The organism is Hydrocarboniphaga effusa AP103, from assembly GCF_000271305.1.
Taxonomy (GTDB): domain Bacteria; phylum Pseudomonadota; class Gammaproteobacteria; order Nevskiales; family Nevskiaceae; genus Hydrocarboniphaga; species Hydrocarboniphaga effusa.
This window is the reverse complement of record NZ_AKGD01000001.1, coordinates 1,931,375-1,941,620: the sequence shown is the minus strand read 5'-3', so window position 1 is coordinate 1,941,620 and position 10,246 is coordinate 1,931,375. Positions and strand designations below refer to the sequence as shown.

The window sequence follows — 10,246 nt, the reverse complement described above, 5'->3', positions numbered from 1 at the left end:
ACCAGCCGGCGAACCAGCGCCGGCGTGACGAGGAAGCCGCATGTCGCAATCGCAGTCCACAACAGCTCGCAATTCACCGTCCCGCGTGCTGCTCGCGAGCCTGGTCGGCACCACCATCGAGTTCTTCGATTTCTACATCTACGCCACCGCCGCGGTGCTGGTGTTCCCGAAGCTGTTCTTCCCGGCGTCCGACCCCACCTCGGCGACGCTGCAATCGCTCGCCACCTTCGCGATCGCCTTCTTCGCCCGGCCGATCGGCTCGGCGCTGTTCGGGCACTTCGGCGATCGCATCGGCCGCAAGGCCACGCTGGTCGCCGCGCTGCTGACCATGGGCGGATCGACCGTGGTGATCGGCCTGCTGCCGACCTACGAGAGCATCGGCGTGCTCGCGCCGGCGCTGCTCGCGCTGTGCCGCTTCGGCCAGGGCCTGGGCCTGGGCGGTGAATGGGGCGGCGCGGTGCTGCTGGCCACCGAGAACGCTCCGCCCGGCAAGCGCGCCTGGTACGGCATGTTCCCGCAGCTCGGCGCGCCGCTCGGCTTCCTGTGCTCGGGCGGCATCTTCCTGCTGCTGTCGGAGACGCTGTCCGACGCGCAGTTCTTCAGCTACGGCTGGCGCATTCCGTTCGTGGCGAGCAGCGTGCTGGTGATCTTCGGCCTCTACGTGCGCCTGCAGATCACCGAGACGCCGGTGTTCCAGCAGGCGCTCGACCGCCATGAGCGCGTGCGCGTGCCGATGCTCGCGGTGCTGCGCGATCACCCGCGCGAACTCGTGCTCGGCACCCTGGTCGCGGTGGCCACCTTCGTGCTGTTCTACCTGATGACGGTGTTCGCGCTGTCCTGGGGCACCTCGGCGCTGGGCTATGCGCGGCCGACGTTCCTGATGATCCAGCTGTTCGCGATCCTGTTCTTCGCGGCGACCATCCCGCTGTCGGCCAAGCTCGCCGATCGCTACGGCCGGCGCTTTTCGCTGATCTGGATCAGCGCCGCGATCGTCATCTACGGCCTCGGTTTCGGCGCGCTGTTCGGCGGCGGCGACAAGGGCGTGGTGCTGGCGCTGACCGTGGGCCTGGCGCTCATGGGCCTCACCTACGGGCCGCTCGGCACCATCCTGTCGGAGCTGTTCCCGACTTCGGTGCGCTACACGGGCTCGTCGCTGACCTTCAATCTCGCCGGCATCGTCGGTGCCTCGCTGGCGCCGTACATCGCCACCTCGCTGGCGACGCACTACGGGCTTTCGAGCGTCGGCTATTACCTCAGCGGCGCCGCGCTGCTGACGCTGGTCGCGCTATTGCTCACGCGCGAGACCAAGGACGAGGATCTGGCGAAGCTCGAGTAGGGCCGTGTCGCTGCTCTCCCTCTCCATCATCCGGGAAAGGGTGGGCTGGATTCGTCCCGAGCGGCTCGGGCTCCGAAGCGCTGACTGGCGACAGCGACTTACGGCAGCACGTAAGTCGCGGTGACGAGCGCCGCCACGTCTTCGCGCCCGGTGGTGCGCACCTCGACCTGCAGCACCGCCATGCGCCGGCCGCGCCGCAGCACGCGCGCTTCGGCGATCACATCGCCCGGCAATGCGCGCGTGAGGAAGTTGCAGTTGAACTGGCTTGTCAGCGCCATTTCGTTCTGGTCGACGCCGCCGGCCAGCAGCACCGCGTACATCGCCGCGTCGGCGGCCGCCATCAGCACCGGGCCGGAAACCGAGTCGCCCGGCCGCAGCTGGCGCGGGTGATACGGAATGCGCACGCTCGCGCGGTCGTCCGCGACTTCGAGCACTTCGAGCCCCTCGTCCTCGGTGGACGGAAGCCCGATGCGAATCGCCTGCTGGACGTCGCTCGCGCTGATCAGGGTGGTCATGCGGTCTCCTGTTTCGTTCTCGTTATGGTCCTCGCGCACTCGACTCTACACCCGCAAAGAACCCATGAAAGTGAATGCTCTCAGCCGCCCACGCGCAGCAGGCCCGAGACGCCGTCCCACAGCAGCTTGAGCGACAGCGCGATCAGCAGGCCCTTGAACAGCAGCGCGAACTGGCGCTCGTCGAGATGGGCGTGCAGCCTGCGGCCGGTGATGGTGCCGGCGATCACCGCGGCGCACAGCGGCAGCAGCACATGCGGATTGGCGAACGCCGAGAAGCCCGCGAAGCCGTAGGCGAGCACGCGCAACAGATGGCCGAGCATCTGCGTCAGCGCGAGCGTTCCGATGGTGGTTTCCTTGCGCCAGCCTGGGCGCAGGAACAGCCGACCGACGAACAGGCCGGTCGCGCCGACGAACAGACCGAGTGATCCGTTGAGCAGGCCGGCGACGCTGAACAGCATGGGCTCCGGCAGCTTCGACGCGCCGCTGTCCGCACTCGGCAGCATCGAGGCCAGGATCAGCGCTGCGAGCAGCAGCTGGGTCCAGTGCAGGTCGACGTGCTGTACCCACGGCGCGAGCAGGAAGGTCGCCGGAACCGAGGCGAGCAGGAACCAGCCCGTGGCCTTCCATTCGACATGGCGCACGTACGCCGTCATGCGCGAAGCGTTGGAGGCCAGCTGCACCGCCGCGAACAGCGGAATCGCTTCCACCGGCGCAAGCCCGATGGCGTAGAACAGGCCGATCAGGACGGTGCCGCCGCCGAGGCCGGCCACGCCCGACAGCGTCGACGTCAGAAAGGCCGCGCCCGCCAGTGCGGCGACGAAGCCGAGGCTGTCGCTCACGCGTGGGTCGGGTCGAGGTTCATGGAGCCTGAGCGGGCTCGACCTCGATGGTGACGTGGGCCAGACCCGGCAGATCGGCCAAGCGCTGCTTGTACTCGGCCGGAGTCAGCGGAGCTGCCGACTGCACCGACGCGATCACCGCGAACTTGCCCGGCGCGAGCCGCCACAGATGCAGATCCGACACCTGCGCCTGCGCGGCTTCGAGCCGCTGCTGGATGCGCCGCGCGAGCGCCGGATCGACGCTCGCGTCGAGCAGGATCATCGCGGTGCGCCGGGCCAGTGACCAGGCCCATTGCAGGATCACGATGCCGCCGACGATGCCGATGAGCGGATCGGTCCACTGCCAGCCCAGGTAGAGCCCGGCGAGCAGCGCCGCGATCGCCAGGATCGAGGTCAGCGCATCGGCGAGCACATGCAGATAGGCCGAGCGCAGATTGTGGTCGGCGTGCGACTCGTGCTGGCCTGTCGCGTGATCGTGATCGTGATCGTGATCGTGATCGTGATGGTCGTGGTCCGGCCCGTGCGAATGCCCGGCTCCCCCGTGCAGCAGGGCCGCGCTCGCCAAGTTCACGAGCAGGCCGAGCACCGCCACCAGTAACGCTTCTCCATAAGCCACCGTCACGGGGCTGCGCAGGCGTTGCACCGACTCGACGATCATGAGCGCCCCGATCGCCCCGAGCATCAGGCTGCTCGTGAACGCCGACAGGTCACCGATCTTGCCGGTGCCGAAGCTGTAGCGTGGGTTGTTCGCGTGGCGGCGCGCGAAGCCATAGGCGAAGGCGGAAATGCCGAGCGCGACCGCATGGCTCGCCATGTGCCAGCCGTCGGCGAGCAAGGCCATCGAGCCCGACCAGTAGCCGACTGCGATCTCGACGACCATCGTCACGAGGGTCAGCGCCACCACCGCGATCATGCGGCGGCTGTTGTCGTGGTGATCGTCGCCTAGAAAGGCGTGGCCGCCATCGGCCTCGCGGGCCGCCGGGCAGGCGGGCAGCTGGCCCGGCTTCGGCGCCCGCGGCGCGTGGTCATGAGAGTGGCCTCGACGAGGCCCGGAATGGGAATGGGAGTGAGTGGTCACGTGAGCAGGGCGCGGGCAGACCGACGCTCACAGTATGCCGTCGCCGCGCTCGAACCGCAGGTCGGTTGTCGGTCAGAGGATCCGGTCGTTCGATGCCGGTGCCGAGCATCATCGCGCGGATCCTGGGAGGCGGCCACGCTGCGGCTCACGGCGAAAGCCCGCAGTGGACATCGGCGCCCCAGTCCCCATCATGTTCGCCTGAGCTCTCGGCGAAATGAGAGTAAAAATTGATTTACGAAACATTAGTCAATACTATTGCACACTCATCCGGGCTGACCGGCCGATCGTTTCCACTGAAGCTCCGACGCGAATTCCGATGAAACTCCGCTTCACCAAGATGCAGGGAGCCGGCAACGACTTCGTCGTCATCGACGCCACGCGCGAGCGCTTCGCGCCGACTCCGGCGCTATTGCAGCGCCTCACGGACCGCCGCTTCGGCGTCGGCTGCGATCAGGTGCTGGTCATCGAGGCGGCGTCGACGCCGGACGTCGATTTCGACTATCGCATCTTCAACGCCGACGGCAGCGAAGTGGGCCAGTGCGGCAACGGCAGCCGGGCCTTCGCGCTCTACGTCGCCGAGAACGGCCTGTCGGACAAGCCGCGTCTGCGCGTACGCACGAGCACGTCCGTGATCGAGCTGCAGCGCATCGGCGACAATCGGGTGCGCGTCGATATGGGCGCTCCGAGATGGGTTCCCGAGCAGATTCCGCTCAAACTCGCACAGGCCGAACGTTACCGCATCGACATTCCGGCTTTCGGCAGCGTCGAATTCGGCGCCGTCAGCATGGGCAACCCGCACGCGGTGATCGTCGTCGATGATGTCGACGGCGCGCCGGTCGAAGTGCTCGGCCGGGCCTTGCAGGCGAGCCCGGAGTTTCCGCAGAGCGTCAACGTGGGCTTTCTGCAGGTGCTCGGCCGCGATGCCGGCCGGCTGCGGGTCTACGAGCGCGGCGCCGGCGAAACCCTGGCCTGCGGAACCGGCGCCTGCGCCGCCGCGGTGGTCGGGCGGCTCTGGGGCCTGTTCGACGGTGCGGTGACCCTGAAAGCGCGGGGCGGCGACCTGCGGCTCGAATGGGCCGGCGGCGCCGACGATTCCGTATTCATGACCGGTCCGGCCGAAACCGTATTCACCGGGGAGATCGAATGGCAGAAGTGAAGCAGCCTGCGGCCTTGGACGACGAGCAGGTGCTGGCGTACCTGAAGGCGCAGCCGGATTTTCTGACGCGCCATCCCGAATTGCTCGAAACCCTGCAACTGCAGCACACCAGCGGCTCGGCGGTTTCACTGATCGAGCGTCAGGTCGAAGTGCTGCGCGGCCGCAGCCAGCGGCTCGAGGACCGGCTCACCCAGCTGCTCGAGAACGCCCGCGACAACGAGCGCCGGGCGACCCATGTGCACCGCCTCGCGCGCACCCTGATCCGAGCACCGACGCTGGCTGCGGCGATCGTGGGCTTGCAGCAGTGCATGCGCGAAGACTTCGGCATCGACGAAGCCTGGGTCGGCGTGGTGCCGGGCCTGCTCAAGCGCAGCGACATCGAAGGCCTGCACAGGCTCGACGCCGAAGGCGCGGTGGCCCGGCTGTTCGAGAACTTCTTGCGCACCAAGCTGATCGAGTGCGGTCCGCTTAGCGAAGTCCGCGCCAGGCTGCTGTTCCCCAAAGCCGCCGAGTTGCCGCAATCGGCCGCAGTGGTGCCGCTCGAACGCGACAAGAACCTCGGCATGCTGATTCTGGCCTCGCGCGATCCGCAGCGGTTCCAGCCCCGCCAGGGCAAGCTGTTTCTTGAAATGACGGCCGAGCTGGTGGCCGCGGCGGTTCGGGCCAAACTCGTTTCGTAAGCAATTTCCTGCAAAAAGCCGGCTAAAAGAGCTCAATCCGGCAAATAACTTGAGGGCTGGCCCTTAAGGGATGCCTTACGTTCAGTTTTATCGGGCATAATCTTAGTTCGTTGCCACTCGGTGACGCCGCTGGCCGGCCTTAGCCAGCACATAATCCAACTGACCTGGGAGTTGTTCCATGAAACGTGAACTCGTGATTGCCCTGGGCCTCGCCTCTGTGCTGGCGCTGGCTGCGTGCAAGAAGCAGGAAGAAGCCACCCCCCCGGAAGCTGCCCCCGCCGCTGAAGCGCCGGTCGAAGCTGCTCCGGCTGCCGAAGCGACCCCGGATGCCGCTGCCCCGGCCGAAGCGCCGAAGTGCCCGACGGAATCCGACCCGAACGCTGCCTGCCCGGAATCGACCGCTCCGGCGACCCCGGCCGCTGAATAAGCGACCCGGTCTGCAGTAAGAGAAGGCGGGAGGGTAACCTTCCGCCTTCTTCGTTTTCGGTAGTCGTATCCGCAGTGGATTTCCGGGGCCGGACTGCCCGGTCTGGTTGAAACCGCCGCGAGCCATCCCCACATCAGCCGGACTCATAAAACGAGATCGAGTCCCGCTCATGAAACAGTTCGACGGAACCACCATCCTCTGCGTGCGTCGCGACGGGCAGGTCACCGTCGGCGGCGATGGACAGGTATCGATGGGCAATACGCGCGTCAAGAACAACGCGCGCAAGGTTCGCCGCCTCTACGGTGAAAAAGTCATCGCCGGCTTCGCGGGAGGAACCGCGGATGCCTTCACGTTGTTCGAGCGCTTCGAAGGCAAGCTCGAAAAGCACGGCGGCCAGCTCACGCGCGCGGCGGTCGAGATGGCCAAGGATTGGCGCACCGATCGCTACCTGCGCAAGCTCGAGGCATTGCTGATTGTCGCCGACCGCGAAACCTCGCTGATGATCTCGGGCAACGGCGACGTCATGGAGCCCGAAGCCCACGGCGTCATCGCGATCGGCTCGGGCGGCAGCTACGCCACCGCCGCGGCGCGTGCGCTGGTCGAAAACAGCCAGATGTCCGCGCGCGAGATCGTCGAGAAATCGCTGCACATCGCGGCCGACATCTGCATCTACACCAACCACCATCTCACCGTCGAAACCATCGACGCCTGAGCCGCGGACCCGCAATGACCCAGAACACGCAAACCAGCGCCACCTCGATGACGCCGCGCGAAATCGTCCAGGAACTCGACCGCCACATCGTGGGCCAGCGCGCCGCCAAGCGCGCGGTCGCCGTGGCCCTGCGCAACCGCTGGCGCCGCCAGCAGATCGAAGGCCCGCTGAAGGCCGAAGTGGTGCCCAAGAATATCCTCATGATCGGCCCGACCGGCGTCGGCAAGACCGAGATCGCGCGCCGGCTCGCCAAGCTCACGAACGCCCCGTTCGTGAAGGTGGAAGCGACCAAGTTCACCGAGGTCGGCTACGTCGGCAAGGACGTCGATTCGATCATTCGCGATCTCGTCGACGCGGCGATGAAGATGACGCGCGAGCAGGCCACGCAGCGTGTGCGCGATCGCGCCGAAGTGGCGGCCGAAGATCGCGTGCTCGACGTGCTGGTGCCGCCGCCGAAGGATTTCGGCGAGGCCAGCAACCTGCGCAGCAGCGAGAACGGGGCCGCGCGCCAGGTGTTCCGCAAGCAGTTGCGCGAGGGCAAGCTCGACGACACCGAAATCGAGATCAAGCTCGCGGCCGGCGCCCCGAACCTGCAGCTCATGGGCCCTCCGGGCATGGAGGAGATGACGAGCCAGCTGCAGCAGATGTTCGCCAACGTCGGCCAGGGCAAGACGCGCTCCAAGAAGATGAAGATCAAGGAAGCGCTCAAGCAGCTCACCGAAGAAGAAGCCGTGAAGCTCGTCGACGAGGAGGCGATCAAGCTCGATGCGCTGAGCAACGTCGAGGAGAACGGCATCGTCTTCATCGATGAACTCGACAAGGTGGCCAAGCGCAGCGAATACCAGGGCGCCGACGTCTCGCGCGAGGGTGTGCAGCGCGACCTGCTGCCGCTGATCGAAGGCAGCACCGTCACCACCAAGTACGGCAGCGTGAAGACCGACCACATCCTGTTCATCGCCAGCGGTGCGTTTCACATGGCCAAGCCGAGCGACCTGATTCCGGAACTGCAGGGTCGCCTGCCGATCCGCGTCGAGCTCGAGCCGCTCAAGACCGAGGATTTCGTGCGCATCCTGACCGAGCCGAACTACTCGCTGACCGAGCAGTACCGCGCGCTCATGAAGACCGAGGGCGTCGAGGTGGATTTCACCGGCTCCGGCATCAAGCGACTCGCCGACGTGGCCTGGACGGTCAACGAAACCACCGAGAACATCGGTGCCCGCCGGCTGCATACGGTGATGGAGCGGCTGATGGAAGAAATCGCTTTCGACGCGCCCGACAAGAGCGGCAGCACGCTGACGGTGGACGAGGGCTATGTCGACGAGAAGCTCGGCAAGCTCGCCCGGGACGAGGATTTGAGCCGGTTCATTCTTTGATTCACTTTTGCAGGGCGGGCAGGTGCGAGGCCCCCAGGCCCGCGCTATAGCGGCGGGTGGAGCGGCCGTGCCGCCGGTCCACCCTCATTCCAACCGGTGGCACTGAGCGCCACACCGTCACCAATTCGTGACACTCCGTGTCGCACCTGGCCTGATTCGCCGCATATCCGGCACCCTGAACGGCCGCTGGCAGAGGGCCTGCATTCTGCGATCCGTACGCCGGCGCATTCCGACGATTGGGCGTTTCTCGTGAAATTGCGGGAAAGTTGCCTGTTTTCAACTTGTTATGAACGCAGGAAACCGAGCCCGAAAGCTATGTGCCGCCGATGTTTCCAGGCGGTCACGACCGCTGGCACGGCCGATGCAATACGGCCGCCCGCCAGCGCCGACCGCATGTGACGAGGGCTCGAGCGTTCGCGTTCGATGAGGAGAGACTCCCTCCGTGCCCGGATCAGTGGGTTCGGAACAACCGTCCCGGCAGGGATGGATGCTTTGCAGCAGAAGTTCGTGCGCGGCCATGGGGCCGGCGCGAACGACCACCCATCACACAAAGGAGTTCGCGCAATGCGCTACGCACATCCCGGTACGGCCGGTTCGATCCTGACGCTCAAGCCGAAGTACGGTAACTACATCAACGGTGAATTCGTGGCCCCGGTCGACGGTGTCTACTTCACCAACCCGTCGCCGGTGACCGGCCAGCCGATCGGCGAATTCCCGCGCTCTTCCGCTGCCGACGTGGAGAAGGCGCTCGACGCCGCCCACGCCGCCGCCGAAGCCTGGGGCGACACCTCGGTCGGTGCGCGCTCGAACATCCTGCTCAAGATCGCCGACCGCATCGAGCAGAACCTCGAACTGCTGGCCGTCGCCGAAACCTGGGACAACGGCAAGGCCGTGCGCGAAACCCTGAACGCCGACGTTCCGCTCGCCGCCGACCACTTCCGCTACTTCGCCGGTTGCATCCGCGCACAGGAAGGCACGCTCGGCGAGATCGACGCCAAGACCACCGCCTACCACATCCACGAGCCGCTCGGCGTCGTCGGCCAGATCATTCCGTGGAACTTCCCGCTGCTGATGGCGGCCTGGAAGCTCGCTCCGGCACTCGCCGCGGGCAACTGCATCGTGCTCAAGCCTGCCGAGCAGACGCCGCTGTCGATCACCATCCTGATGGAACTGATCGGCGACCTGCTGCCCAAGGGCGTGCTCAACGTCGTCCACGGCTTCGGCAAGGAAGCCGGCGAAGCGCTGGCGAGCAACAAGCGCATCGCCAAGATCGCCTTCACGGGCTCCACCCCGGTCGGCTCGCACATCATGAGCCTGGCCGCCAAGAACATCATTCCGAGCACCGTCGAACTCGGCGGCAAGAGCCCGAACATCTACTTCGAAGACGTGATGTCGGCGGAGCCGGAGTTCATCGAGAAGTGCGCCGAAGGCATCGTGCTGGCGTTCTTCAACCAGGGCGAAGTCTGCACCTGCCCGTCGCGCGCGCTGATCCAGGAATCGATCTACGAGCCGCTGATGGCCGAGGTCATGAAGAAGATCAAGAAGATCAAGCGCGGCGATCCGCTCGATACCGAGACGATGGTGGGCGCCCAGGCCTCGTCGCAGCAATTCGACAAGATCCTGTCCTACTTCACGATCGCCAAGAGCGAAGGCGCCGAAGTGCTCACGGGCGGCGACGTCGAGAAGCTCGAGGGCAGCCTCGGCACCGGCTACTACATCCAGCCGACGCTGCTCAAGGGCACCAACAAGATGCGCGTGTTCCAGGAGGAAATCTTCGGGCCGGTCGTCAGCGTCACGACCTTCAAGACCGAAGAGGAAGCCCTGGCGATCGCCAACGACACCGAGTTCGGCCTCGGCGCCGGCCTGTGGACGCGCGACATCAACCGTGCATACCGTGTCGGCCGCAAGATCAAGGCCGGTCGCGTCTGGACCAACTGCTACCACCTGTACCCGGCGCACGCCGCGTTCGGTGGCTACAAGAAGTCCGGCGTGGGTCGCGAAACGCACAAGATGATGCTCGACCACTATCAGCAGACGAAGAATCTGCTGGTGAGCTATGACACCAAGCCGCTCGGCTTCTTCTAAGAATCAGCCGCTGCGCTCGGTGGATCGCGCCAGGGCGGCGCTCGA

At 66.1% G+C, this 10,246-nt stretch carries 10 protein-coding genes; 7 read left to right on the top strand and 3 right to left on the bottom strand.

From position 1 onward, the window contains the following. The first annotated feature begins 40 nt into the window (after window positions 1-40). Window positions 41-1,336 carry an MFS transporter gene (locus WQQ_RS08535; RefSeq protein ID WP_007184745.1) on the top strand — a complete coding sequence of 432 codons (1,296 nt, stop codon included), beginning with the start codon at window positions 41-43 and terminating at the stop codon, window positions 1,334-1,336. Window positions 1,337-1,434: 98 nt separating this feature from the next. On the opposite strand, the gene WQQ_RS08530 is transcribed toward WQQ_RS08535, so the two are convergent. From WQQ_RS08530 to dmeF, 3 genes are all read right to left on the bottom strand, one after another. After that, the gene (locus tag WQQ_RS08530) at window positions 1,435-1,851 is read right to left on the bottom strand and encodes a PaaI family thioesterase (RefSeq protein WP_007184743.1); all 417 of its coding nucleotides are present in this window, start codon (window positions 1,849-1,851) and stop codon (window positions 1,435-1,437) included. A gap of 80 nt (window positions 1,852-1,931) precedes the next feature. Continuing rightward, window positions 1,932-2,690 carry a sulfite exporter TauE/SafE family protein gene (locus tag WQQ_RS08525; protein WP_007184742.1) on the bottom strand — a complete coding sequence of 253 codons (759 nt, stop codon included), beginning with the start codon at window positions 2,688-2,690 and terminating at the stop codon, window positions 1,932-1,934. Between the two features lie 19 nt (window positions 2,691-2,709). Beyond that, window positions 2,710-3,768 (bottom strand): CDF family Co(II)/Ni(II) efflux transporter DmeF, encoded by a 1,059-nt coding sequence (dmeF, locus tag WQQ_RS08520; protein WP_237715032.1) that lies wholly within the window; start codon window positions 3,766-3,768, stop codon window positions 2,710-2,712. A gap of 316 nt (window positions 3,769-4,084) precedes the next feature. Here dmeF and dapF point away from each other — a divergent pair, with 316 nt between their 5' ends. The 6 genes from dapF (at window position 4,085) to exaC (ending at window position 10,201) form a co-directional block, all read left to right on the top strand. After that, window positions 4,085-4,924, top strand: coding sequence for a diaminopimelate epimerase (gene dapF, locus WQQ_RS08515; protein WP_007184740.1), 840 nt, complete (start codon window positions 4,085-4,087; stop codon window positions 4,922-4,924). Continuing rightward, the gene (locus WQQ_RS08510; protein WP_007184739.1) at window positions 4,912-5,604 is read left to right on the top strand and encodes a DUF484 family protein; all 693 of its coding nucleotides are present in this window, start codon (window positions 4,912-4,914) and stop codon (window positions 5,602-5,604) included. The genes dapF and WQQ_RS08510 overlap by 13 nt, the downstream gene beginning before the upstream one ends. 178 nt (window positions 5,605-5,782) lie before the next feature. Further along, the gene (locus WQQ_RS08505; RefSeq protein WP_007184738.1) at window positions 5,783-6,031 is read left to right on the top strand and encodes a hypothetical protein; all 249 of its coding nucleotides are present in this window, start codon (window positions 5,783-5,785) and stop codon (window positions 6,029-6,031) included. Between the two features lie 169 nt (window positions 6,032-6,200). Further along, window positions 6,201-6,743 carry an ATP-dependent protease subunit HslV gene (gene hslV / locus WQQ_RS08500; RefSeq protein ID WP_007184737.1) on the top strand — a complete coding sequence of 181 codons (543 nt, stop codon included), beginning with the start codon at window positions 6,201-6,203 and terminating at the stop codon, window positions 6,741-6,743. A 14-nt stretch (window positions 6,744-6,757) separates the two neighbouring features. Then, entirely contained in the window at window positions 6,758-8,116 is a 1,359-nt protein-coding gene (gene hslU / locus WQQ_RS08495; protein WP_007184736.1) for an ATP-dependent protease ATPase subunit HslU, read from the top strand. 564 nt (window positions 8,117-8,680) lie between these two features. After that, window positions 8,681-10,201 carry an acetaldehyde dehydrogenase ExaC gene (gene exaC / locus WQQ_RS08490; RefSeq protein WP_007184735.1) on the top strand — a complete coding sequence of 507 codons (1,521 nt, stop codon included), beginning with the start codon at window positions 8,681-8,683 and terminating at the stop codon, window positions 10,199-10,201. Window positions 10,202-10,246 lie beyond the last annotated feature (45 nt).